This is a genomic window from Psychroflexus gondwanensis ACAM 44 (genome assembly GCF_000355905.1).
In the GTDB taxonomy this organism is placed as follows: Bacteria; Bacteroidota; Bacteroidia; order Flavobacteriales; family Flavobacteriaceae; genus Psychroflexus; species Psychroflexus gondwanensis.
The window spans coordinates 34808-59792 of record NZ_APLF01000010.1; the positions used below are offsets into that span (position 1 = coordinate 34808).

Annotated in this window: 17 protein-coding genes; 7 read left to right on the forward strand and 10 right to left on the reverse strand. The window is 37.3% G+C overall.

Translation table 11 applies throughout. From position 1 onward, the window contains the following. Positions 1-30: 30 nt before the first annotated feature. The 4 genes from PGOND44_RS10740 (at position 31) to PGOND44_RS10755 (ending at position 6687) form a co-directional block, all read left to right on the forward strand. Positions 31-1176, forward strand: coding sequence for an alpha/beta hydrolase (locus PGOND44_RS10740; protein ID WP_003441506.1), 1146 nt, complete (start codon positions 31-33; stop codon positions 1174-1176). A 4-nt stretch (positions 1177-1180) separates the two neighbouring features. Continuing rightward, positions 1181-2542, forward strand: coding sequence for a DNA repair protein RadA (gene radA, locus PGOND44_RS10745; protein WP_003441509.1), 1362 nt, complete (start codon positions 1181-1183; stop codon positions 2540-2542). 349 nt (positions 2543-2891) lie between these two features. Then, entirely contained in the window at positions 2892-6299 is a 3408-nt protein-coding gene (gene ileS, locus PGOND44_RS10750) for an isoleucine--tRNA ligase (RefSeq protein WP_003441511.1), read from the forward strand. A 1-nt stretch (position 6300) separates the two neighbouring features. Then, complete coding sequence (locus tag PGOND44_RS10755; protein ID WP_003441514.1) at positions 6301-6687, forward strand: TraR/DksA family transcriptional regulator; 387 nt, start codon at positions 6301-6303, stop codon at positions 6685-6687. Between the two features lie 48 nt (positions 6688-6735). Here PGOND44_RS10755 and PGOND44_RS10760 read toward each other — a convergent pair whose 3' ends face one another. From PGOND44_RS10760 to PGOND44_RS10770, 3 genes are read right to left on the reverse strand one after another with little or no spacing between them, the layout of a single operon-like run. Beyond that, positions 6736-7218, reverse strand: coding sequence for a CYTH domain-containing protein (locus tag PGOND44_RS10760; RefSeq protein ID WP_003441517.1), 483 nt, complete (start codon positions 7216-7218; stop codon positions 6736-6738). After that, positions 7218-7613, reverse strand: coding sequence for an HIT family protein (locus PGOND44_RS10765; RefSeq protein ID WP_003441520.1), 396 nt, complete (start codon positions 7611-7613; stop codon positions 7218-7220). The genes PGOND44_RS10760 and PGOND44_RS10765 overlap by 1 nt, the downstream gene beginning before the upstream one ends. 10 nt (positions 7614-7623) lie before the next feature. Beyond that, positions 7624-9426 carry a GNAT family N-acyltransferase gene (locus tag PGOND44_RS10770; RefSeq protein WP_003441522.1) on the reverse strand — a complete coding sequence of 601 codons (1803 nt, stop codon included), beginning with the start codon at positions 9424-9426 and terminating at the stop codon, positions 7624-7626. A 543-nt stretch (positions 9427-9969) separates the two neighbouring features. On the opposite strand from PGOND44_RS10770, the gene PGOND44_RS10775 reads away from it, so the two are divergent. From PGOND44_RS10775 to PGOND44_RS10785, 3 genes are read left to right on the forward strand one after another with little or no spacing between them, the layout of a single operon-like run. Continuing rightward, complete coding sequence (locus PGOND44_RS10775; RefSeq protein ID WP_003441525.1) at positions 9970-10224, forward strand: hypothetical protein; 255 nt, start codon at positions 9970-9972, stop codon at positions 10222-10224. Between the two features lie 21 nt (positions 10225-10245). Beyond that, positions 10246-11022, forward strand: a complete 777-nt coding sequence (locus tag PGOND44_RS15030; protein WP_003441527.1) for a GLPGLI family protein — start codon at positions 10246-10248, stop codon at positions 11020-11022. Between the two features lie 7 nt (positions 11023-11029). Continuing rightward, the gene (locus tag PGOND44_RS10785; protein ID WP_147227060.1) at positions 11030-13729 is read left to right on the forward strand and encodes a carboxypeptidase-like regulatory domain-containing protein; all 2700 of its coding nucleotides are present in this window, start codon (positions 11030-11032) and stop codon (positions 13727-13729) included. Here the strand turns inward: PGOND44_RS10785 and mscL are convergent. The 7 genes from mscL to PGOND44_RS10820 all read right to left on the reverse strand — a co-directional run bounded on the left by mscL (position 13719) and on the right by PGOND44_RS10820 (position 24922). Then, complete coding sequence (gene mscL, locus PGOND44_RS10790; protein WP_003441531.1) at positions 13719-14150, reverse strand: large-conductance mechanosensitive channel protein MscL; 432 nt, start codon at positions 14148-14150, stop codon at positions 13719-13721. The genes PGOND44_RS10785 and mscL overlap by 11 nt on opposite strands. Positions 14151-14189: 39 nt before the next feature. Beyond that, positions 14190-15185, reverse strand: a complete 996-nt coding sequence (locus PGOND44_RS10795) for a LacI family DNA-binding transcriptional regulator (protein ID WP_003441532.1) — start codon at positions 15183-15185, stop codon at positions 14190-14192. A gap of 201 nt (positions 15186-15386) precedes the next feature. Continuing rightward, positions 15387-17660, reverse strand: a complete 2274-nt coding sequence (gene bglX / locus PGOND44_RS10800) for a beta-glucosidase BglX (RefSeq protein ID WP_003441534.1) — start codon at positions 17658-17660, stop codon at positions 15387-15389. Positions 17661-17845: 185 nt separating this feature from the next. After that, the gene (locus PGOND44_RS10805) at positions 17846-18772 is read right to left on the reverse strand and encodes a hypothetical protein (RefSeq protein WP_003441536.1); all 927 of its coding nucleotides are present in this window, start codon (positions 18770-18772) and stop codon (positions 17846-17848) included. An 11-nt stretch (positions 18773-18783) separates the two neighbouring features. Beyond that, complete coding sequence (locus tag PGOND44_RS10810) at positions 18784-20361, reverse strand: hypothetical protein (protein WP_003441538.1); 1578 nt, start codon at positions 20359-20361, stop codon at positions 18784-18786. 12 nt (positions 20362-20373) lie between these two features. After that, on the reverse strand, positions 20374-21867 hold the full coding sequence (locus PGOND44_RS10815; protein ID WP_040556068.1) for a RagB/SusD family nutrient uptake outer membrane protein: 1494 nt from the start codon (positions 21865-21867) through the stop codon (positions 20374-20376). A 10-nt stretch (positions 21868-21877) separates the two neighbouring features. Then, positions 21878-24922, reverse strand: a complete 3045-nt coding sequence (locus tag PGOND44_RS10820) for a SusC/RagA family TonB-linked outer membrane protein (protein WP_003441543.1) — start codon at positions 24920-24922, stop codon at positions 21878-21880. Positions 24923-24985: the final 63 nt, after the last annotated feature.

Consider the following 24985-nt stretch of genomic DNA (forward strand, 5'->3'; position numbering starts at 1 on the left):
TTAGTACATTAGCAGTCCAAACCAACAACTATGAAGCTAATTTTACTTCTATTTATTTGCTTTTTTTTTCAACATTCTGAAGTTTTTTCCCAAACCGAATACATAGAAGTCAATTCATCTATTCTGAAGGAGTCCCGACAAATCAAACTTCAATTACCCAGAAATTACAACTCAAGTGAAAAAGAGTATCCTATTCTTATTGTCTTGGATGGTGATTATTTATTCGAACCCTTTGCAGGCAATGTCGACTATTTGAGTTACTGGGAAATCATTCCAGAAGCCATCGTTGTAGGGATCAATCAAGCTGGACACCGCCGTGAAGATGGACTTCTAGACGAAGTGGATGAGTTGCCTACCTCCACTGGAGCAGATTTCTATGAGTTTATTGGTTTAGAAGTTTTAAAATATCTAGACGATAATTACAGAACTACTCCATTTGCTATCATTGCAGGTTTGGACTATATGGCCAACTTTTCAAACTTTTATCTTCTAAAGCAAAACCCTCTTTTCAGCGGTTATATCAATTTCAGTCCAGACGTTACCCCACTATTACCAGAACGGCTTAAAAGAAAATTGGATAAAATTGACAATAAGATTTGGTATTACTTGGGAACGGCAGAAAATGATATCCCTGAATTAAAAAATAAAATAAAAACCTTGGATTCCTACTTAGCAATTTGTAAAAATCCTAATGTCAATTATCGCTTTGAGACTTTTGAAGATAAAGATCATTTTAGCTTTGTAGCAGATGCGATTCCAAAAGCCTTGACCTCCATTTTCGAAACCTATGGTCCTATATCAGACTTAGAATATCAATCTAAATTACTTACCTCTTCATCTCCTTCCACTTACCTAGAAGATAAATACTTTACAATCCAAGAATTATATGCTTTAGAAATTCCTGTAAGAGTGGTGGATTTTCTTAAAACAGCAGATGCTATAGAAGAAAAAGAACTTTGGGATGATTACCAAAACTTGAGTAAACTTGCCAAAAAGGAAGTTTCGGGTACTGTTTTACACCACTATTTTCAAGGGCGCTATTTTGAGAAAGCTGGCCAGCCAAAAAGAGCCATCAAGGAATATCAAGCGGCTTATGGCCTAGAAAGTGCTGGATACCTCAACAGTGATGTTCTGTTAGGAAAGGCAGATGCACTTATACAAACATTTGGATATTAATTTTATGGCAAAAACCAAAACCACCTATTTCTGTCAAAACTGCGGGGCTCAATATGCCAGATGGCAAGGACAATGTAACGCTTGTAAAGAATGGAATACGCTGGCAGAAGAAGTGGTAGAAAAGAAACCTGAGAAAACCTGGAAACCCTACACCTCCAATTCTCCCAAAAGGATTTCGAAACCACAACGCATCAATGACATCAAGATTGGAAAAGAAATAAGAATTCCGACTTCCAATCAAGAGTTCAATAGGGTTTTAGGAGGAGGGATAGTCCCCGGCAGCATCACCCTACTAGGAGGTGAACCCGGGGTTGGTAAAAGTACATTGTTGCTTCAGCTATCCTTGAGCTTCAAACAAAAAGTCCTCTATGTGTCAGGGGAGGAAAGTCAACAGCAGATTAAGATGCGAGCAGAGCGAATCAATAAACAGGAGTCCAACTGTTTTATTCTTTCTGAGACCAAAACCCAACTTATTTTCTCTCAAATAGAAACTTTAGAGCCAGAAATTTTAATCATAGATTCTATACAAACCCTACATACCGATTATGTAGAAAGTTCACCAGGTAGCGTTTCTCAAGTAAGAGAATGTACCGCCGAGCTTATAAAATACGCCAAAGAAACCAATGTCCCCGTCATTTTGATAGGGCATATCAACAAAGAAGGAAGCATTGCAGGACCCAAGGTTTTGGAACATATGGTAGATACTGTTCTTCAGTTTGAGGGAGATAAAAACTACGCTTACCGAATCCTAAGAGCTCACAAAAATCGATTTGGATCCACCCACGAATTGGGTATTTATGAAATGCAAGCAGGGGGTCTGGTAGAAGTTTCCAATCCTTCTGACATACTTATCTCAAAAACTGAAACTCACCTAAGTGGAACAGCCATTGCTGCAACTCTCGAAGGAATGAGGCCTATGATGATTGAAATCCAAGCGCTGGTGAGCTCTGCTGTTTATGGCACTCCTCAACGATCTGCAACGGGTTATAACCTTAAACGGCTCAACATGATTTTGGCAGTTTTAGAGAAGAGAGCAGGATTTCGACTAGGGGCCAAAGACGTGTTTCTAAACATCACAGGAGGTATTAGTATAGACGACCCCGCCATAGACTTGGCCGTCGTCGCCGCTATTTTATCTTCCAACGAAGATGTTTCTATTTCAAAAGACATTTGCTTTGCTGCCGAAGTCGGTTTAGCAGGAGAAATAAGGCCGGTTACTCGCGTAGAACAGCGGGTTATAGAAGCAGAAAAACTTGGTTTTGCTTCCATATTAATTGCGAAACAGAGTAAACTCCCAAAAACCGATTATAAAATCAATATCCTCCGTGTCGCCAAAATTGAAGACGTCGTCGATGTTTTATTTTAAAAAATTTTCTTCAATGCTTTTTTCTTCGGAATTTAATGCAGCAAGTTTAAAAGCCTAGATACTTACCTCAACTTAATGTAAGCTTCAATCTTGCGTCTAGACATCGTAAAGAAAAACTGAAGTTAAGTTGAATTGAAACTTCTGAAGCACTTGGATAGGGATAAAATATGATAGTTTTATCCTGAAGTCTTAAGTTCGTTTCAGGATTTTGTAAACTATAAAGCCATAGTTTTTAGCTTTATCCTCGGCGTGAAAATTTAAAATAAAGTTCATTTTTAGATTTTCCAATTACAGCAGTGTCATTTGGATAAAATCCTTATTTTTGCGAACTATTAGAAATCGAGCAAAAATGAGCAACAAATTTCCTGAGTATAAAGGACTTGACCTTCCAAGAATCGCAGATGATATCATCACTTTTTGGGATGAAAATGCTATTTTTAAGAAAAGTGTAGACGAGCGAGAAGGTGCAGAACCATTCATTTTCTTTGAAGGCCCACCATCTGCCAATGGAATGCCTGGGATACATCACGTGATGGCTCGAAGCATTAAAGACATTTTTTGCAGATACAAAACCCAAAAAGGATTTCAAGTTAAACGTAAGGCAGGCTGGGATACGCATGGCTTACCCGTAGAACTTAAAGTTGAAAAAGAACTTGGAATTTCTAAAGAAGACATAGGAACCAAAATTTCGGTAGAAGATTACAACAAAGCCTGTAAGGAAGCTGTAATGCGTTATACCGACGTATGGAACGACTTAACCAAGAAGATTGGTTATTGGGTAGATATGGAAAATCCATATGTGAGCTACAAGTCCAAATACATGGAAACCGTATGGTGGCTATTATCCGAGATTTATAAAAAAGGCCTGATTTACAAAGGCTACACTATACAGCCTTATTCACCAAAAGCAGGAACTGGCTTAAGTTCTCATGAGCTTAATCAGCCAGGAACCTATCAAGATGTGACCGACACAACGGTAACAGCTCAGTTCAAAGCTATTAAATCTACATTACCAAAAGACTTACAAGATATAGAAGGGGAGATTTACTTCTTAGCCTGGACCACAACCCCTTGGACACTGCCAAGTAATACAGCACTTACCGTAGGAAAAAAAATTGATTATGTTGTTGTAAAATCTTACAACCAATACACTTTCGAACCTACCAATGTCATAGCTGCCAAAGACCTCGTCTCTTCACTTTTCAAAAAGAAGTTTGTGAAAGTCGACTCAGAAGAAGAACTTCATAGCTATAAAGAAAGCGATAAAAAAATTCCTTACTTAATTTCGAAAGCTGTTAAAGGAAAAGATCTAGTAGAATCCAGATATGAGCAATTAATGAAGTTTGCTCAGCCGTATTACACTCCAGAAAACGCATTTAGAGTTATCGCAGGAGACTTTGTTACTACTGAAGACGGAACAGGTATAGTGCATACCGCTCCCACTTTTGGTGCAGATGATGCGATGGTTTGTAAACAAACTCAACCAGAAGTTCCGGGAATGCTCGTGAAGGATGAAAATGATAACCTAGTTCCTCTCGTCGATCTGAAAGGGAGATTCCGATCGGAAGTTGGACATCTTGCAGGTAAGTATGTCAAAAACGAATACTACGAGGATGGAGAAGCTCCTGAGAAATCTGTAGATGTAGAAATCGCCATTCAGTTGAAGGAAGAAAATAAAGCCTTTTTAGTAGAAAAATACGTTCACTCTTATCCAAATTGTTGGAGAACCGATAAGCCTATCCTCTATTATCCTTTGGATTCCTGGTTTATTAAAGTAACTGACTTTAAAGATAGGATGCACGACCTCAACAAAACAATCAATTGGAAGCCCGCTTCTACTGGCGAAGGTCGTTTTGGGAACTGGTTGGCAAATGCCAACGATTGGAACCTATCTCGCTCAAGATATTGGGGAATTCCTCTCCCCATCTGGAGAACCGAAGAAGGCAAAGAAGAAATTATCATTGGGTCTATAAAAGAGCTTAAAGAAGAAATACAAAAAGCCATAGACGCTGGGATAATGGAGTCCGATCCTTTTGAAAAATTCGATATCAACGATCTGAGTGATGAGAACTACGAAACTGTAGATTTACATAAAAATATCGTTGACCAAATCACCTTAGTATCTCCTTCTGGACACCCCATGAAGAGAGAAGCAGACCTTATAGATGTGTGGTTCGATTCTGGATCTATGCCTTATGCTCAGTGGCATTATCCTTTTGAAAATAAAGAAAAAGTCGAAAACACCTGGCGATCTGCAGACTTTATCGCTGAAGGTGTAGACCAAACCCGAGGTTGGTTTTATACCTTACATGCTATTGCTACGATGATTTTTGATGATGTAGCCTATAAAAATGTCGTCTCCAACGGACTGGTTTTAGATAAAAACGGACAAAAAATGTCCAAGCGTTTAGGGAATGCTGCCGATCCTTTTGAAACTTTGAAAACCTACGGCCCAGATGCTACTCGCTGGTATATGATAACCAATGCAAACCCTTGGGATAATTTGAAGTTTGATTTAGATGGTATTGGAGAGGTTCAGCGTAAATTTTTTGGAACACTCTACAACACCTATTCCTTCTTCTCTATGTATGCCAATTTGGATCATTTTGAGTACAAAGAAGACGATATTGAATTGGCTAAGCGGCCTGAAATTGACCGCTGGATACTTTCAGAATTAAACACGCTTATACAAACCGTTGATGGGCTATATGCGAGTTATGAACCTACAAAGGCCACGCGAGCAATTTCAGAATTTGTTCAAGAAAATATGAGTAATTGGTATGTGAGATTAAGTCGAAGACGCTTCTGGAAAGGAGAGTACAAAAGCGATAAAATTTCAGCCTACCAAACCCTGTTTACGTGTTTAAAGACCATTGCACAGCTCTCTGCTCCAGTAGCTCCTTTCTTTTCTGATAGGCTGTACAAAGATTTAACATCAAGTACTATTGGGGATCACAAAGAGAGCGTACATTTGGCCGAATTTCCAAAACAAGATCTTTCCCTTATCGACAAAGAATTAGAGCACAAGATGCAGATGGCACAGGCTATCTCATCGCTTGCCCTATCCTTGAGAAAGAAGGAAATGATAAAAGTAAGGCAACCTTTAAAAAGGATAATGATTCCAGTTTTGGATCCTACTATTAAAGAACAAATCGCTGAAGTGGCTGAGCTTATTAAATCTGAAATTAATGTGAAAACCATAGAGTTTATAGACGACACCTCGGGTATTCTCGTGAAAGATATCAAGCCTAACTTTAAAGTATTAGGCCCTCGATTTGGAAAGAATATGAAGCATGTAGCACAAGCTATCCAAAAGATGGATGCGAAGGCTATCGCTCACCTTGAACGCCAAAAAGCAATTGAACTACAGGTAAATGGAGAGGCGACCATGATCAGCCTAGAAGAAGTTGAAATCCTTTCTCAAGATATTGAAGGATGGCTGGTTGCTAGTGGAAATGGATTGACAGTAGCACTGGATGTGACCCTTAACGAGGAACTCGTAAATGAGGGAATTGCTAGAGAACTGGTCAACAGGATTCAAAACCTAAGAAAAGATTCTGGCCTTGAAGTGACCGATAGAATCGTTATCAACCTTCAAGACGGAAACCATCTTTCTAAAGCTGTTCACGATAACTTAGACTATATAAAAACAGAAACCCTAACCAATACTATAAATCTAACAGAGAAAGTTGAAAACGGATTACAGATAGAATTTGATGATGTAGTCACCGTTTTAGCTATTGAAAAACAAACGTAAAATGATAGAACAAAGTAAACAAAAGGAATATTATTCCGATAACGACCTAGCAGAATTCAAAAAACTGATTCTCGACAAAATTGAAAAAGCTCAAAAGCAACTACAGTTATACGAAGATGCTTACAAGAACGGAAGCAGCAACGATACAGAAGATACTGCTCCAACCTTTAAATCCTTTGACGACGGGAGTAACACCTTAAGTAAAGAGGCCAATTCTCAATTGGCTATTCGCCAAGGTAAATTTATCCGTGATTTGAAAAATGCACTCATCCGTATTGAAAATAAAACATATGGAATCTGCCGTGTGACTGGAAAGTTGATTCGTAAAGAACGTTTAATCTTAGTCCCGCATGCCACCTTGAGCATAGAGGCCAAAAACAAACAATAATAAATTTAGAGTTTTACCTAAAGTGAATAAAAAGTAAAAAACTCCCAGTTAGGGAGTTTTATATACCCACTGTTTGTAGGGGTTTTTAGAAAGCATAGAGTTGTAATATTTGGGTTCGCCAGTTACTTCAGGCCCTAACCAAGCAGGCGTCTCGAAAGTTTCATCCTCCGCCGAAAGTTCAATTTCAGCGATGGTTAACCCTTGGTTTTCTCCATAAAATTCGTCGACTTCAAAAATATGCTGTCCCACATTAACGTAATAGCGCCTCTTTTCAATTTGACCAGGCTCACATAATTTAAGCAAGGCTTTTGCCTCTTCATAAGAAACTTCAGTTTCCCACTCAAATCTAGATAATCCAGAAGCTGAGCTTAGCCCTTTGACCGTCAGGAAGCCTTTTTTATCTGTCATACGAACCCTCACTGTTCTGGACTTTTCAGAATTGAGAAAGCCCTGAGCAATTCTTAAGCTTTTGAAAGCTTCCCGCTTATAAGCATCGGAATGGACTAGGAATTTACGTTCAATCTCTTGCATCAAATAATAATCTTTTCTCTAATCGATTTTGCTAATTCTTGAAACTCATCTTCTGTTAAAGACACTTTCTTTTCAAAACGCATGTCATCCATCGTTTGTAACGGAATAAGGTGCACGTGGACGTGTGGGACTTCAAGACCCACTACAGCCATACCAATTCGTTTGCAATTAACAACAGACTCGAGACCATGGGCGACTTTCTTGGAAAAGGCCATAAGCTTCAAATAGGTCTCATCGCCTAGATCAAAAATCTTATCGACTTCCACCTTGGGAACGCAAAGAGTATGGCCCTTAGCATTGGGGTTTATATCCAGAAAAGCGATAAAGTCATCGTTTTCTGCTACTTTATAGGAGGGTATGTCTCCTGAAATAATTTTAGAAAATAATGTTGACATAGGTTTCTGTTTAATTAGAGTTACGCTGCTCCAGTTCGACCTGAAATTCTTCCATAACCGGTTTTACAGTGCTTTCAGGAATATCTTCTATCCGGATATACATGAGCCCATCTACAGAATTATTGAAGAGTGGATCCACATTAAAAGCAACAACTTTAGCATTTTGCTTAATATACTTTTTGATGAGAACTGGAAGCCTGAGGTTACCAGGTTCAATTTCATCTATAATTTTATCAAATTTATTCAAATTAGCCTTAGTAGAATCAAAAATAAAATCCTTGTCGGCATCTTTTAGCTTCACTTTAAACTCTTTTTTGGGTCTTACAAATTGAGCCACGTAGGGATCGTAATAATTGGATTTCATAAATTCAATCATCATAGATTTTGAAAAGTTAGAGAATTTATTACTGATGCTCACTCCACCAATAAGGTATTTATGTTCTGGATACCTCAGCGTACAATGTACAATTCCTTTCCAGAGTAAAAAAAGGGGCATTGGCTTTTGTTGGTACTCGGCGGTTATGAACGCCCGACCCATTTCTATGGACTCGCTCAACATTTTATGCAATTCGGGTTCAAATCGGAAAAGCTCATTGAGATAGAAACCATCAATTCCGTGTTTTTTATAAATATCCTTTCCTAGACCCATTCTATAAGCTCCCACCAATTTCTTGGCTTGGTTATCCCACAAAAACATGTGCTGATAGAAGTCATCGTAATGGTCTAGGTCTACAGATTTATTAGTCCCCTCACCCACAGACCTAAAGGTGATTTCCCTTAGCCTGCCTATTTCTAAGACTATATTTGGGATGTACTTTCGCTCTGCAATAAAAACCTCGTAATTATTGCTCACCAGAAGCCGTCTTGATTGGTCTCTGCAAGCTTGTACTTCTCCTTCTAAGGCCTCGCAAGCTATTTCGTTGGCGATGGTCTTAGGGGGTCGTTTTATAGGGAATTTAATCTGCTTAGGTAAATTTTCTAATAGCGTTTTCTTTTCGTATGAATTTGCTAAGAAATAGGTTTTTTGCCTTAAAAAACTGGAGTAGTTATCCAAGTCTGTTAGGTCATTTTGATCTGCTACCGAAATTGGATTTCCTATCCTTACCCGAATAGGTCTATGTCCTTGATTAAGCGTTTCGCTAGGGAGCTTTGCAGTTCTAAGCGCATCATTCAGCTTGGATAAGCGATAAAATGAAGCGGAATTCCTAGCGTGAAAATATACTGGAATCACAGGGACTTCTACTTTTTTAATCAACTTCATCGCCTCGTCGGACCAGGGTTTATCTACCACCCTTCGCCCTTCCTGATAGGTCGACACTTCTCCGGCAGGAAAAACCCCAAAAGGACTTCCAGACTGTATATGAGCTAGAGCTTGCTTTAACCCAGAAAGGCTCGACTTTACCTCTTTTCTAGTTTCAAACGGGTTTACAGGCATGATGTAGGGCTTTAAAGGCAGTAACCGATGGAGCAAAAAATTGGCGACTACCTTAAAGTCAGGTCGGTGTTCTAAAAATAATTTAATAAGGATTAAGCCATCTACAGCTCCTAAAGGATGATTAGAAATCGTAACAAAAGGTCCTGTTTTAGGAATACGCTTGAGGTCTTTTTCGGGAATTTCGAACTCTACATCGAGATGCAAAAGAACGGCATCTATAAATTCAAGCCCCTCCAAGTGAGCATATTCATCGTAAATGTCATTGAGTTCTGAAATCCTAGTCGTCTGCATAATGAAGTTACCCATTACATTGCCAAGTATCCCAAATTTGGATAAATTGAGACCATTTGCAATTTCACTCGCAGTAATAAAACCCATAGATAAATTGATTTAAAAGTAAAGATACTAAAGATTAATAATTCGTTTAGGATTGTTTTGCTTTATAAATCATTGATGGATATTATTTTTTAGACTTATTTTGTTCCTCAAGTAAATCACGTATTTCAGCTAAAAGTTCAATGTTTTTAGGAGTAGTTTCAGCCGGATTGGTTTCATCCTCAGACCTTGTTCTTAATCTATTAAAGGACAAGTGTATAGCACTTTACTACGAAATTTAAAATTTACGGTTAAACCGTAATAAATGTACGGTCAAACCGTAATTATAAGAGGATAGTAAGTTTTATCTTTATAAAAATTAAAGTATAAGATTAAAATCAAAATTTGAAAAAGGAGAATGTTTCTACAAGGTAGAAGCACTCCCAGTAAATTGACATGTTTAAACTACATCGTATTTCGAAAAAAAGATAGGGTTTTACATGAGAACTCCAATCTGCTTATTAAGATAAATTAGCCTTGTTAAGTAATAATTAACCTACTTATGTTATAAAACTGAGTATAACTATATATTTAAAATTTACGAAAATGAAAAATTTATTTTTTACCCTAATATTGTTGTTAATTGGAAATGTTACTTTTGCAGACAATAAGCTTAATTTCAATGATATTGAAATTTTTAGAAGTTGTACAATAGCTATAACGACAACTACAACTAATATGTTTGGTCAACAAGAAACAAGTACATCTTATCATTATCTTGGTGAGGTTGCAAATAATGGTTTCGGCAATTTAGATTGTCAAATGAGAGCTGATAGATACTTAGCCTTATACGCAGACTAGTAACAAATAATTAAATCAGTTATGAAATCAATTTTATCAAATATCCTTATTATTTTTCCTTTTTTTGTGTTTGGACAAAACACTATTATGGCTGAATATTTACATACGTCTGAAACATCTAATGCTAAAATGTCTAAGCGGATAGTGCTATATGCAAGTAATGAAAAGGCCAAGCAAGTACATTTTAAATCTCAACTTAATGAGGAAAATGAGTATGGCGCAAGCTTAAAGGAGGATGGGAGTATTTCTATCATAGAAAAACCGAGCGATTTTAATAATGTGTGGTATTATAAAGCTTCAACAAAAGATATTGTAAAATCTGTAGTAAACTCCAATACCAATTATATTGTTTATGATACAGGTCTAGACTATGATTGGGAAATTACTGATGAAGTTGATAGCGTTGGAAACTATCAAGTGATAAAAGCAACTACCTATTTTAGGGGTAGAGCTTTAATCGCTTGGTTCGCTCCAGCGATTCCTATAAGTTTTGGCCCTTGGAAGATCAATGGACTCCCAGGCTTGATTCTGAAGATGTATGACGAAGATCGAAAATTTACTTGGACAGTTACCAAACTTAATCTTAATGCAGAGCTAACAGAAGATAGTCTTGAGCCTCAAATTAGCGATGAAGCTAAAGAAATGACTTATCAAGAGGGCCTAAATATGTCTAGAAAAGCTTATGATGAAAAACAAAAACGAATCAATACAAAATTAGGTGGAAGAGGGGGAAACTTTAGGACTGTTCGACATAGAGACCAAGATTTGGAAAGAAAATATGAATGGGAAGAAAATTAAGTAAACATTGAATAAACTATCCATATTAAAACATATACTACCATTCCTATTTGTTTTGATAGGAATGTTTAGTTATTCCCAAACCCAAATTGAAGGAACTATACAAGACAGCTTAGGAAATCCTATAGGCTACGTGAACGTATTACTTCAGCCAGTTGAGAGCAGCAGAATTTTGGCTTATACCGCTACTCAACAAGATGGCAATTATCAACTCAACGTTAACAAAATAGGTGAGTTGAAAGTAGTATTTGTCTCTTTAGGCTATTCCAAAAAAGAAATCATAATCAACCTCAACGGTCAAGAGTCCATTGAAGTTAATGCCGTCCTTTTTGAAGAAGAAATGCTATTAGAGAATGTTAATATTGAGGGAGAACGACCCATTTCTATAAAAAAGGACACTATAATATTCGATGCGGATAGTTTTAGACGTGGTAGTGAAGTAGTGGTTGAAGATTTACTCAAAAATCTGCCTGGTGTGCAAGTCGACGGCGATGGCACCATAAAAGTAGGTGATCGTGAAATTGAACGACTCATGGTAGATGGCGACGATTTGTTTGAAAAAGGCTACAAAGTCTTGAGTAAGAATATGACTTCGGATGCCGTAGATAAAATTGAAATCTATGATAAGTATTCAAGTAACAAGCTACTCAAAGGCATTGAGGAGAGTGACCGGGTTGCTATGAATATTAAACTAAAAGACGACTACAACCAACAGTGGTTTGGAAATGCAGATGTTGGTATTGGAGGTTTGGATAAATTATACCAAAAAAACAGAGTAAACCTGATGTCTTTTGGTAAAAAAAGTAAGTACTACTTCTTAGGTAATTCTAATAATATAGGCGAAGACGCTATTGGAGATGTGAGCCAAATGATTAGGCCAATGCGGTTTAATCAACCAGGAAGTGTTGGGGATGGCGAACGTGCCAGTTCTTTAATCAGTCTTTATACAAATGTACCTCAATTAAAACGAGAGCGTACCAATTTTAATGACTCCAGACTGGTTTCCTTAAATGCGATTCATAATCTGAGTGAGGATATGAAACTGCGAACACTTGGATTTTTCAATTGGGACAAAAATGAATTTTTCAGAAACACTGCAACTCAGTTTTTACTCAACGATAAAAACTTTACCAATACAGAAGATTTTTCCCTCACAAAAAACAAGTTTTTAGGTTTTGGAAAAATGGATTACACCTATGATATTTCAGACAACCAAATGCTAGAATATACGGGAAGTTTCAATAGTAGTGATATAAATTCTGACAGCAACTTGATTTTCAATGGAAATTCTACTCTAGAAAGCTTGCAAGATGATAATCAACAGATAGACCAAAAATTGTTGTACACCCATAAACTCAATGAGAAAGAAGTACTTTTGTTGAGCGGAAGATACATCAATGATAAAAGTCCTCAAACTTATGTCAACAATCAATTTCTATTTGCTGATCTATTTGAGGATGAAAATAATATTGAGAATGTGGGTCAATTCAGTCAAAACACCATGGATTTTTATGGTACCGAAATTGAATATAAAAATCGTAAAGAGAACAAAAATTTAATTGAAGTGGTCGTAGGAGCAACTTACCGTAAAGACCAATTAGAATCTACTTTTCAATTAATAGACGAAAATGAAATCCGCATTGAACCTGAAGACTTTCAAAATCTAACGAATTACGAAGTTTTAGACTTTTATGCCAAAGGAGATTACCTTTATAAATTAGGAGAAAACCTCAACCTAACCGGGAAAATTGAAGCACATCAATTGATGAATAGTCTGGAAAATATCAATCAGGTAAATCAAAACCAAGACTTTTTTTATTTGCAACCCCAGTTAGGCATACGTTGGAAGTTGAATGACCAAAATACTCTTTTAGGCAGTTATACCTACTCTACCAATAATGCTTCTATCATCGATGTATATCCAAATAATATTTTGACCAACTTCAGGGGATTTATTCTTGGCTTTGGGAAGCCTACACAACTTAATTCGAGCAATTATATCCTAAACTATAGACTAGGTAACTTTGGGGATAAATTCTTTGCAAATGCGAGTGTCAATTATATCCAAAATCATGATTTTTTCTCCAACCGTTCTTTCATTCAGCAAGAATTTCAAATCAATGAGAAGATATTAATTGAAAATCAGGAATTGTTTTCTGCAAATACCACTGTTGACCGCTATATAAAAGCTATTTCGTCTAACCTGAAGTTGAAATTGAATTATAGCCAGACCAACTTTATCAACTTTGTGAATCAGTCTGGACAACGTGAAATCAAAAACCAGAGTTATAGTTATGGACTGGAGTTAAGATCGGGTTTCCTATCGGGGTTTAATTACCATGTAGGGACAGAATTTAGAACTTCTGAAGTAAAGACCTTACAGAACAATTTCAGCAACACCTTCAGCAATACGGATAACTTTACTTTTTTAGATTTAAGTTATGTGTTTTCAGACCGATTTAATATGTCGCTGAATACAGAGTATTATTACTTTGGAAATCTGGAAAGCGATAACGACTATTATTTTTCAGACTTATCTGCTATGTACATTACTAAAAACAAAAAACTCAATTTTGGCTTAAGTGCCAAAAACCTTTTTGACACTCGAACCTTTAGGAACTTCAATATTACAGATATTTCTACAAGTACAACTAGCTATAGACTTCTCCCAAGAATTATCTTGCTTAATGTGAATTTTAAATTTTAGACTTATTTTGTTCCTTAAGTAAGTCACGTATTTCAGCTAAAAGTTCAATGTTTTTGGGAGTAGTTTCAGCCGGATTGGTTTCATCCTCAGACTTTGTTCTTAATCTATTTATGATCTTGATGACTGCAAAAATAGATAAGGCAATGATCAAAAAGTCTATGGACGTTTGGAAAAAGTTACCGTAGGTTAATTGCATAGCCTCATGAGTGATGACGCCATTTTGTATAATTTCCTCTCTTAAGACTAGGCTAAGCTCTTTAAAATTGACATTTCCTATTACAATACCCAAAAGTGGCATCACGACATCATCCACCAAGGAGGTCACAATTTTGCTAAAGGCGGTCCCGATAATGATACCGATTGCCATATCGAACATATTCCCCTTAATAGCGAATTCTTTAAATTCTTTAATGATTTTCATCTGAAAGTAATTTTAATTTAAACTGAAAAAGTTAAGTCTTTAAGAAAGATGAATTTCGGTAGGCATTTCAAAAGTAATAGGCTTGGAGGTAAGGTCTTTAGACTCCAGTCTGTTAATGAGTAATTCTGCAGCTTTAGATCCAATTTTCATTGCATTTTGATCTATATAGTCGATTCTTGGATAGCTCAAAAGTGAGTTTTTCTCGTCTGAAAATCCAATCAGCGGGATTTCAGAACTGGTATTAGGCTTTTCTGATTTTAAAATACTCTTAAACATGAGGGAAGAGGTATTATCTGCTGAAATGACACCATCGATCTCCTGCATAGATAAAAAGGCTTTAATGAGCCCATGAGGGTCTGAAGATGCCGTAAGGTCTAAACTTAGACTGTGGTTGACTTCTATGCCCTTATCCCTAAGAGCGTTTTCATAACCTTCTTTTCTCAACTGACCTAAGTTTAGGTCCTCGATATTGCTTACAAAAGCAATTTTAGTTTTGCCTTTAGAAATTAAAATTCGCGTGGCATCATAAACCGATTTCTTATCATCAATCACCACCTTATCGCAGTCAACTTGATCTGTAGTCCGATCAAACAACACTAATCCTTTTTTATTCAGTGCAATTTGGTCTATATGTTTAAAATCATCCTGAGCTAGACTTTCTGAAGATAACGAAAGAATAAAACCATCTACTCGTCCTTGCATCAATAAATCAAGACTTTGCGCCTCTTTTTTCAACTGGTCGTGACTTACGCAGACGATGGTATCGTAATTATGTTCCGCCGCATAGTCTTCTATGCCATGAAGTACTTGAGCGAAAAAAGGATTGAGGATATCAGGGATAATCACCCCTATCGTATTGGTTTTATTTACTTTAAGTGCAAGAGCTGTTTTATTGGGTCTATAATTATAAAGTTCAGCTGCTTCTTTGATTCGCTTTTTGGTGCCTTCACTAATATCTTTAGCATCGTGAAGTGCCTTAGACACTGTTGAGACAGAGACGTTTAGTTGCTTGGCAAGTTCTTTTAGAGTGATCATAACAGATTAGCGTATCCTTAATATGATCAAACATACGCTATTTTAATAAGTCTTTAAATTTATTTTTTTACTAATTTAATAGATTTTAAACCATCTTTTACCTGACTATTAGCCTAATAGAGTTAATAGCCTTGGCCTCCCAATCACATAATTTTGAGCGATCAAAACCAGTAGTGATTGAGACAACTCCCTTCAAAACTTTTAGAGTTCAAAAGAGCTTGAAAGTTGAGCTTGAGAATCTTCACCAACATAAACCTGAAAACTTCCCTCTTCTATTAAAAATTCACCGTCGTTGTTATAAAATCCAAGCTGTTTATCTTGAAGTTGAAAGCTTAAAACCCTGCTTTCTCCTGTGTTAAGCTCCACCTGTTCAAAAGCTTTTAATTCTCTAACGGGTCTAGTGACACTTGCAAATTCATCCTGCAGATAAAGTTGTGTAGTGACTTTTCCAGATTTTTGGCCTGTGTTTGTCACCCTTACAGAGACACTCACAGTCTTGTTTTCGGTATATGAATTATCAATTGTTAACTCCTCAAAATCGAAAGTAGTATAACTTAACCCAAAGCCAAAAGGATATAAGGGCGTGTGCTTTTCATCGGTGTAGTGAGACCAAAATACCTCTCCAGGAGATGGGAGTTTAGGTCTTCCGGTCGATTTATGGTTGTAATAAATAGGAACTTGCCCGACATGACGTGGAAACGTCATCGGTAATTTTCCACTAGGATTGTAATCCCCATAAAGGATTTCAGCGATCGCGTTACCACTTTCAGATCCTAAATGCCATGCTTCTACTATCGCGGGGATGTGCTCATCTGCCCAAGGTATAGCTAGAGGTCTTCCATTTTGTAAAACCAAGACAATGTTGGGGTTTACCTTATACACTTGCTCTAAGAGGTCTTGTTGTACTCCTGGCAAATCCAATCGAGTTCTGCTTCGACCTTCTCCGCTCTGTAAACCATGCTCCCCTAACACCATGATGACTACATCCGCAGATTTGGCTGTAGCAATAGCCTCAGGAAAACCACTTTTATCGGTGTTATTTATAGTTAGCTCTTGTGTAAATTGCTTTTTCCCCGTGACCACATCTGCACCCTTAGAATAACTATAGTTATTTTTAGTGTACGCATTTAGACCTTCTAAAACAGAAACAGCAGTGCCATCATCCGCAGCGATTCTCCAACTCCCTAAAGGAGACGTTTTATCATCTGCTAAAGCTCCAATCACTGCAATGTTTTGTCCTGAAGATTTTAGAGGTAACGTATTGTTCTCATTTTTTAAGAGAACAATCGATTTTTTGGCCATATCCAAAACATCTTTTTTGAACTTTGGATTGTAAATTGTTTCCTTTTCCCTTTCTATTGAACAATACTTATAGGGATCTTCAAAAAGACCTAATTCGAATTTAACTTTCAGAATACGACGTGCGGCATCAGTGATAAGTGCTTCATCGACTTCACCATCTTTCACAAGACTCACCAATTGCTCTACATAATGGTAGGATTCCATGTCCATATCGGATCCTGCAATAACTCCTGACTTAGCTGCTTCACGGCCATTTTTTGCAAGACCATGTGCAACCATTTCACCTACAGAATCCCAGTCTGAAACCACAAAACCCTGAAAGTCCCATTTCTCTTTTAAAATATCTCTTAGCAGAAATTTATCTCCAGTAGAAGGAATCCCGTTAACCACATTAAAGGCGTTCATCACCGTCTTTACCTCTGCGTCTAAAGAAGCTCGAAAAGGGGGGAACACCACATTGTAAAGAGTTGAAGTTCCAATATCTACTGTATTGTATTCTCGACCTGCCTCTGCAAACCCGTAGGCTGCAAAATGTTTTGCAGTAGCGGCAACCGTGTTCACCGCAGATAAATCATCGCCTTGAAACCCTCGTATTCTAGCTTTAGCAATTTCGCTTCCCAAAAAAGGATCTTCACCAGCTCCTTCCATAACACGACCCCAACGAGCGTCTCTAGAAATATCAACCATTGGTGCAAACGTCCAATTGATGCCGGCCGCAGAAGCTTCTTCAGCAGCGACTTCTGCAGATCTTTGGATGGCTTTTAGATCCCAACTTGCGGCTTCGGCAAGTGGAATAGGGCTTATAGTCTTATATCCATGAATTACATCGAAGCCAAAAATTAGCGGGATCCCCAATCTGCTTTCTTCTACTGCTAGTTTTTGAACAGCCTTGATGTTTTCTACTCCATGAACGTTTAGCATGGAACCAACCAAGCCTTTTTTAATCTGTTCTAGCTTATTGGCCGCTCTGCCTTCATTGGGTTGAGGCCCCGTAAAGTCCATAAACCCACTGTACTGGTTCATCTGGCCAATTTTCTCTTCCAGAGTCATTTTAGCCAAAAGCTCTTGCACTTGGGCGTCGATAGTTTTGGAGGAATTTATATTTGCAGGGTTTTGCTGACAAGATAAAATGAGTATAGCAATACTCATATAAATAAAATGTTTAAAATTCATGTGTTGTTTATTGTGCGGTTTACTTATTCGAATGATTAATTAGATTTTACAAATACTTGTTTAAAAATAGTATTCATAAAAGAACGTTTGACAAATCAAATCAGACTTATTTAAAGCAATAATATCAAAAAGAGGATGTTTGAATCCTCTTTTTTGATATTGATAAGAAACTTATGATATTATGCCTATTCTTCTGAAGTAATTATAAACCACCAGTCAAACTCAGAATTACCATCAGTTATCTTTAAAGTCATTTCATTAGGCTCAGAACGATCAAATATTTGATAATTGTGTGTACCCGTATAGTAACCTATAAACCCTAGTCCTGATAGACTAATAGTTTCTGCACCACCAGGATTGATGAGTTGCCAGGTAGTTTGAAAATCTTCAAGAGGTAAATTTTCTATATCATCACCATTAGGCGTTCCGCCGGAGCTGCCCAATTGATCTACATAAGCACCTCGTCCAAATACAGTCCCTGAAGTATCATCGTTATTGACGTTTGTAATAAGCTTGAAGGTTCCGTCTGAATCAAAAATATAGCGATCATCATACATTCCTACACCAACTTTTTCTTCAGGAGCTACACCGAAAAATTCAACAGGTATATTCCCACCAACAGGACCTAGACCAAAATGACCTGGCACTGAAGATTTAATTCTCCATGTTTTTGAAGTGACAGCATCAGGATTATTGGGATCAAAATCATAGAGCTTAGCCTTTAATTCTACAGGCGGTTCATAAGTTGCTAAAACCTCAACATCAAATGTTTCAGATGAAGAAACACCACCTTTACCGTAAGCTATAACGGAAATAGTATAAGAATTAACACCTAAAGTGGAAAATATAAAAGATGCTGATCCTGATGGGGCATTCTTTTTATTGGATTGGTAAACAAAACCATAAGAGATTGCATTGTCTGCTTTGGCTGTAAAAATAACTTCTCCAGAGCCATCGCCATTAGGATTTTCGCTATCGGCACCAATGATTTCTGCAGTAATATCAATATTTGATGGGGCATTAATTTCCCCAAATTGTTGATCATCATCCTGGCAACTTACTATAACAAGCAGTACAAGAAGACTTAGAATTATGTGATTATATTTTTTCATTGTCTAAAAATTTAATTGTAAAAATAGAAGTTATCGATATACACTGTATCGTCTGCATCTGCTTCAACTAGGTTATCAAAAATTAACTGAGTAACAGCAGAAAGATCCATATCAAAATCCGCAAGTGGGATATCCACACTTACCCATTCTCCTAAAGTTAAAGCTCCAGCATTTGCTAAGTCCTCCTGTACTGGGTCTAAAGCAGTATTCACTAGCTTAAGTCCTAAACTTTCTGCATTTGGGGACCAATAGTCAAAATGGACATGTGTCATACTTGTTAAATCAGTAGGATTACCATAATCTGTAACAATTCCTAAGAAATCAAAGTTTGTAAATAACATGGCATTATTTCCATCTACTGCAACCTCCTCATAGCCTGAACCAGACCATACAGTTGGTAGTTCACTTACAGTAATGGATGTATATGCATCACTATAGATTGAAATTACGTTTGAAGCGTCTTGCGTAGGAACTGGAGCTGATGCAGTTGGCTGTTGTGCTACATCTTTTGAAAAGTATAAGTTATCGATATAAACAGTAGCAGGGTTTCCTGCGGTATCAAACAATAACTGAGTCACTTGGGATCTATCCATAGCATAATCTGCTAGAGGAAATTTTACGCTCACCCACTGGCCTGAAGTAATAGGTTCTACAAATTCTATATCTTCTTCACCAATGACAGTATTAACTAATTTAAAACCTAGTGCAGAAGCATCGGGAGTCCAGTAGTCAAAATGCACATAGTCCATATCAGTTAAGTCAGTTGGATTTCCATAGTCCGTTACAATACCGGTAAAAGCAAGATTAGAATACTTAATAGTATTATCACCCTCAATTATAACTTCTTCAAAGTTAGTGTCCGACCACTCTGTTGGTAATTCCGTAACCGTGATTGGTGTATATCTATCACTATAGATAGCAATAACATTTGGAGAAGGTTCCGCTGGTCTTGGTGCAGCAACAACTGGCACTAAAATCTCTTCTACAAAAAAGTCTTCTTCTACATAAGTTGTGGTTTGTGATGCAGCACCCATAACTTCAACTGAAATCGTATATGCTCCAGATTGTTGATACGTGTAAGATAATGTTTCTTCGATTGAACCACTAACTACAGACTCAACACCCTCTTCACCAAAATCAACTTCAAAGCTTGTCGCAAAGTCAGCAGTTACAGAAACATTTACAGTATTGGATTCAACTCCATCATTTTCGATGGTAACTTCAAGATTTTCGGGTGCATTGAAGGACACTTCTATAGGTTGAACTGACTCTGTTTGCTTATCAGCCGCATTCATGGCTACAAGAGTTAAATCAAAAGTGCCTTCCGCATAAATGTGCGAAAGTGATTCTCCAACACTGATGGTATCTGAAAGTTCACTTCCATCGCCAAAATCAGCATAAAAAAGGTTCACATTTTCAGCTTTAGGCAGGATAGTCACCAGTCCTGAATTATCTTGAGTAAAACTGATCTTAGCATCAATATTGGAAGGAGCCCCAATTGGTATATCTTGAAGACCCTCATCATCAGAACATGATACAGTAAACACTGCAATCATGAGTAGGTATAATATTAAAAATTGCTTTTTCATCTCTGTTATGTATTAGTAGTTTGCGTTTTGTTCCCAATTTCCTTGAGAAAATTGAATTTCTTCAAGTGGTACAGGGAAAACTTCATTTTTGTTTGGAGTAAATCCATCAATCACGTTGGCTGCTCTTCCAGTTCTCACTAAATCAAAGAAACGGTGTCCTTCACCTACAAGCTCTAGTCGTCTTTGAGTATATATCTCTTCAGTTAACTGGCCTCCTGATAAATTCACATCATCTAATCCTGCTCTTTCACGAACTTCGTTCACATAATCTAATGCTAATTGATCGTTGATACCTCCTCTATTTAAAGCTTCAGCTGCCATCAATAGAACATCAGCATAACGGATAGCTCTGTAATTGTTTGGCTGTGTCAAATTAGCATCCCCTAAATTATCATTTTGTCTAGGGATATACTTTCTATTGTAATACCCGGTATGACCTGTTGTAGGGTCTTGGTTTCCTATGGTAAAAGTTGCTCCTGTGTCTGCAGCCCAAGCTTCAATGTTCAAGATAGAAACATCTCTTCTTAAGTCGTCTAAATCAAAGGCATTATAAGTTTCTTCAGTAGGTAAATTAAAGCCAAATCCAGATTCAAAGACAGGACCGTTGTAGCCTCTTACACCACTAAATCCTACCATGACATTACCTTCACTACATTGTAAACAATCAAAACTAGCTCCTTGGGCTTGACCGGAATATTGAATTTCAAAAACAGATTCTGCACTATTTTCAGCTTCAAATTCAAAAAGGTCTTCGTATTCTTCATCGCCTTCTGTTCCATACAAATGAAACTGTTGTGAACCAATAACAGCATCAAACAAAGGGGCCGCTAGATTAAATTCATCTTGGTACAAGTGCACCTTACCAAGAAGTGCCTGGGCAGAAGCTTTGGAAGCTCGTCCTATTTCTAAAGCCTGGGAAGACATATTCGGTATGGCCAGAGAAAGATCATTCTCGATATATTGGTATACTAAATCAATCGATGTTCTGGGCAGAGATGTTTCTTCACCTAGTTCAAATTTACCTTCTGGCTTAATAGGTATAGCCCCGAACCATTTTACTAGTTCAAAATTGAAATAAGCTCTTAAAAAACGTGCTTCAGCAATAATTTGCTCCTTACCTTCAAAATCTATCTTATCAGCATTTTCAAGGATATAAGATGCTCTGTAAACACCAGCGAAATTGAAATCCCAAATATCATCCAGATTATTGTTATCTGGGGTATGAGCCATTCTATCTACCTGCTGCCATCCTACAACGTCGGTTGCACTTTCTCCTCCGGCATGCGTATTGTCTGAAGCAATTTCTCCAAGAATAACATTAACATAAGTAGACTGCAAAATATCATAGGAGCCAATCAATGCGTTTTGAAAGTCTTCTTCATCCTCAAAAAAGTTTTCTGAGGTAAGTCGGTAAGGTGGTTCTAGTTCCACAAAATCGTCTGAGCATGATACTAAGGCTAATGCCATTAAAATCATGAACCATTGGTTATATATTGTCTTTGCCATTTTCATTCGTTTAAAGTTTAACATTTAGTCCAAGTGTATAGGTTCTTGGCAGCGGATAGAATCCAAGATCAATTCCTCCTCCAATTGGAGCTCCTGTGGAGGCTGTAGGATCGTATCCGGAGTATTCTGTAAAGGTAAATGCGTTATCAACTTTAGCATAAATTTTAACTCCATTGATACCAAAAGCCTTTAAGTTTTCAACGGGAACATTATAACCCAGAGAAATGGTTTGTATTCTTAAAAAGGAACCGTCCTCAACAAAATAGTCTGAAAATAATTTATTGGCTGTAGCTCCAGTTGTCACTCGAGGCTCTGTAGAAGAGGTCCCAGGACCTGTCCAACGATTTAATCGTCTACTTAACATATTAACGTTGATCTGATCTCTTTCAAAATTTCTTACAATTTCATTGCCTAAGTTAGCAAAAGAATAAGCGCTAAAGTCGAAGTTTTTGTAAGTAAAAGATAAATTCAGACCCATGGTTACATCTGGTATTGGGTCACCAATATACGTTCTATCATCTTGACTTATAACACCATCTCCGTTCGTATCTACAAACCTTAAATCACCAGGACTAGCTTCAACACCTGCAAGTTGAGATTGAGAAGGATGTGCCTCTACTTCAGCTTGAGACTGGAATATTCCATCAGTCTTAAGACCGTAAAAATATCCTAAAGGTAATCCTACTTCCATTCTGGATGGAGGTTGCTGACCTACACTAAACTGGCCACCTTCTAGGAACTCTGCACCGTTAATTTGAGTAACCTCGTTATCGATAGTACTTACGTTATAATTGATAGAGAATGAAAAGTCATCACTAAAATCTTTACTATATCCCAATGTGGCTTCAAAACCAGTGTTTTTAACTGTACCTGCGTTGATGGTTGGAGCAGAGCTCCCTGGAGCTGCTATTCCAAATATACCTGAGGTTGGTATTCCTGGTATCAGTAGATCTTCCCTTGTGTTATCGTAATAATCTAATGTTATGTCCAGGTCATTATTGAATAATTGAAGATCTAGACCTATATCCAATTTCTTAGCGGTTTCCCACTTCACGCTTGGATTAGCTAAGGGACCTAGAGCTTGTCCAGTAGTCAGACCTTGGTCTGGACCAAATAAGTACTCTGCTTCACCACTCAGAACAGATAAAAAGAGAAAATCTCCAATCTGGTCATTTCCAAGTTCACCGTAACTTGCTCTTAGCTTAGCAAAATTTAAAATATCATTAGTTCCAATAAAATCCTCTTCAGTCAATAACCATCCGGCTGTTACTGAAGGAAACCATCCAGTAGAATTATTAGGTCCAAATCGAGATGAAGTATCCCTTCTTAATATGGCCGAAAACAAATATTTATCTTGATAATCAAATTCAAATCTTGTGAAGTAAGATAATCTTCTAAACTCGCTTACAAATGATCCATTAGTTTGATTTCCTTCTCCAACACCAGTAGCAGAACCTAAGTCAGCAAAGTCATAGCTATTCCTTAGAACGCCTGTTCTAGAACCAAATAAACCTTCTCCATGAGACCTAAACACGGTTAAACCTGTTGTGTTTGTGACGTCCAATTCACCAAAAAATGTTTTTTCTATGGTATTGAACAAGTCAAATGTGTAATCATAAAAATCTTGCTGATCCAGATCGACTTGATTGACAGGTCTATTAAATACTTTTCCCGTTCCGAAATTAAACTCTGGGAAAAATTCTCTATTATTTAATTTAGAAGAATTGAATCCATATCTGGCGGTTAATTTAAAATCCTTGATATACTCTAGCTCAGCTTGAAAGGATCCACTTAGTCGATTACTCTCAAAATCGTTGAAGGTATTATTGATTTGCGCAAGTGGGTTAACCACTTCGTTGCCCAAATCTATAGTGCCATCCAAATTATTTTGGCTCCGATTGATGACTGGAGCAATATTGATGGCGTTGAAAAGAACCGAACCCAACCCAAATGAATTTATGCCTTGAGATCTATTGTTGGTGAAGAACACATTAGCACTCACATTTAAAAAATCTCTCACATCTGTGTTTAGGGAAATGCTGGCTGTTGTTCTCTTAAAGTTAGATTTATCGGGAGCAACAATACCACCTTGGTCTAGATGAGATGCGCTAAAGGAATAATCGGTATTCTCGGACCCACCTCTTATAGATACATTATTGCTGATGACTGTGGGAGTTTCAAAAACTTGATCTTGCCAATCTGTATTATTGTTAATTTGAGATAGATTAGTAAATGGCAAATCTTGACCTGCGTTAGCATATTTTTCATTGGTCAGTAACACATATTCGTTGGCGTTTAATAAAGGCAATTTTCTTGTTGTTTCCTGCAGACCAACGTAAGTATTATAAGACACCACTGCAGACTGATTTCTTTTTCCTCTTTTGGTTTCGATAAGAACAACCCCATTTGCTCCTATGGAACCATAAATAGCAGCTTGTGCATCTTTTAGGACTGTTATGGACTCAATATCTTGAGGATTAATAGAATTTAAACCACCGTCGTACTGAGCACCATTTAAGATAATTAATGGTGAACTATTTCCATTGGTGGATACTCCTCTAATTCTAATATTGGATTCTGCCCCAGGCGCACCAGATTGAGGAGTTACACTTACCCCTGCAGAAGTTCCCTGTAATGCAGTAGCAGCATTGATGGGTTCAAGATCCTGAATAGATTCAGAATTAACAGTAGAAACAGAGCCCGTGATTTTTCGTTTACTACTAGAACCGTATCCAATCACCACTACATCATCCAAAGACTCAGTATCGGCCTCTAGCTGAACATCAAATTGGGTTCGCCCTGCAACTTTTATCTTCAAGGTTTTAAACCCTAAATAGGAAAATACTAAAGTTGCGCTCTCTTGGACCGAAGGCAATATAAAGTTACCGTCAAAATCTGTGGTTGTCCCTTGTGTAGTGCCCTCTACGATGACATTCACTCCTAGTAAAGGCATCCCAGATTCTTTATCTGCCACACTGCCTTCTATATCTCTCTCCTGCGAAAACAGGCAAAGCGAGAAAAAGCAAAACGTCGTTAACAAAATATTTTTAATCATATCTATTGTTTGTTTAACGTAAATCTAACACTAAGTACATCACAATGAGTTTTTTATGAATTA

Excerpts from the sequence above, each read along its gene's own strand:
- PGOND44_RS10740 (WP_003441506.1), top strand. The coding sequence starts at position 31 with ATGAAGCTAATTTTACTTCTATTTATTTGCTTTTTTTTTCAACATTCT.
- radA (WP_003441509.1), top strand. The coding sequence starts at position 1,181 with ATGGCAAAAACCAAAACCACCTATTTCTGTCAAAACTGCGGGGCTCAA.
- ileS (WP_003441511.1), top strand. The coding sequence starts at position 2,892 with ATGAGCAACAAATTTCCTGAGTATAAAGGACTTGACCTTCCAAGAATC.
- PGOND44_RS10755 (WP_003441514.1), top strand. The coding sequence starts at position 6,301 with ATGATAGAACAAAGTAAACAAAAGGAATATTATTCCGATAACGACCTA.
- PGOND44_RS10760 (WP_003441517.1), bottom strand. The coding sequence starts at position 7,218 with ATGCAAGAGATTGAACGTAAATTCCTAGTCCATTCCGATGCTTATAAG.
- PGOND44_RS10765 (WP_003441520.1), bottom strand. The coding sequence starts at position 7,613 with ATGTCAACATTATTTTCTAAAATTATTTCAGGAGACATACCCTCCTAT.
- PGOND44_RS10770 (WP_003441522.1), bottom strand. The coding sequence starts at position 9,426 with ATGGGTTTTATTACTGCGAGTGAAATTGCAAATGGTCTCAATTTATCC.
- PGOND44_RS10775 (WP_003441525.1), top strand. The coding sequence starts at position 9,970 with ATGAAAAATTTATTTTTTACCCTAATATTGTTGTTAATTGGAAATGTT.
- PGOND44_RS15030 (WP_003441527.1), top strand. The coding sequence starts at position 10,246 with ATGAAATCAATTTTATCAAATATCCTTATTATTTTTCCTTTTTTTGTG.
- mscL (WP_003441531.1), bottom strand. The coding sequence starts at position 14,150 with ATGAAAATCATTAAAGAATTTAAAGAATTCGCTATTAAGGGGAATATG.
- PGOND44_RS10795 (WP_003441532.1), bottom strand. The coding sequence starts at position 15,185 with ATGATCACTCTAAAAGAACTTGCCAAGCAACTAAACGTCTCTGTCTCA.
- bglX (WP_003441534.1), bottom strand. The coding sequence starts at position 17,660 with ATGAATTTTAAACATTTTATTTATATGAGTATTGCTATACTCATTTTA.
- PGOND44_RS10805 (WP_003441536.1), bottom strand. The coding sequence starts at position 18,772 with ATGAAAAAATATAATCACATAATTCTAAGTCTTCTTGTACTGCTTGTT.
- PGOND44_RS10810 (WP_003441538.1), bottom strand. The coding sequence starts at position 20,361 with ATGAAAAAGCAATTTTTAATATTATACCTACTCATGATTGCAGTGTTT.
- PGOND44_RS10815 (WP_040556068.1), bottom strand. The coding sequence starts at position 21,867 with ATGGCAAAGACAATATATAACCAATGGTTCATGATTTTAATGGCATTA.
- PGOND44_RS10820 (WP_003441543.1), bottom strand. The coding sequence starts at position 24,922 with ATGATTAAAAATATTTTGTTAACGACGTTTTGCTTTTTCTCGCTTTGC.